This is a genomic window from Polaromonas sp. P1_G2 (genome assembly GCF_056405515.1).
The window spans coordinates 1-602 of the sequence record NZ_JBFUBY010000714.1 but is presented as its reverse complement, the minus strand read 5'-3'; the positions used below and the strand labels follow the sequence as shown (position 1 = coordinate 602).

The following is a 602-nucleotide window of genomic DNA, read 5'->3' as shown; positions in this document are numbered from 1 at the left end:
ATCTTAGCCAGCCCATGCTGGACACAGCGATCGCACGCGAGGGCGTGGATGACCGCGTCAGCTGGAAGCAGGCCGATGGGCTGGCTCTGCCCTTCGGCGACAGCCTGTTCGACGTGGTGGTCTGCCAGTTCGGTGTTATGTTCTTCCCCGACAAGGTCAAGGGTTTCGGCCAGGCCCGCCGTGTGCTTCGACCGGACGGGCGCTATGTCTTCGCCGTTTGGGACAGAATTGAAACCAATGAATTTGTCTCGGTCCTCGGCGCAAAGCTGGCCGAGCTTTTCCCGGACAATCCGCCGCGTTTCATGGAGCGGACCCCGCATGGCTATTGCGATTTCGAAAAGATCAGCGCGGACGTAACGGCGGCCGGCTTCTCCTCTGTCGAGTTCGAAACCGTCGATCATCTCAGCCGCGCCGCGTCGGCTTCGGATGCGGCCATAGGCTACTGCATAGGCAGCCCGCTCAGCGGCGAGATCGAAGCTCGAGCACCGGGGCGGTTGCGGGAAATCACCGAGAAAGCAGCCGAAGCGCTGGAAAAGCACTTCGGCTCCGGTGCGATCGAAGGCAAGATCCGGGCACATTTCGTGACCGCGATCCCGTAGAGA

1 protein-coding gene is annotated in these 602 nt (G+C 61.6%); it reads left to right on the top strand.

Going from position 1 to position 602, the window contains the following annotated elements; translation table 11 throughout:
- A partial coding sequence (locus tag AC1D0P_RS27120; RefSeq protein ID WP_477679563.1) for a class I SAM-dependent methyltransferase occupies positions 1-599 on the top strand: 599 nt, incomplete at its 5' end.
- Positions 600-602: the final 3 nt, after the last annotated feature.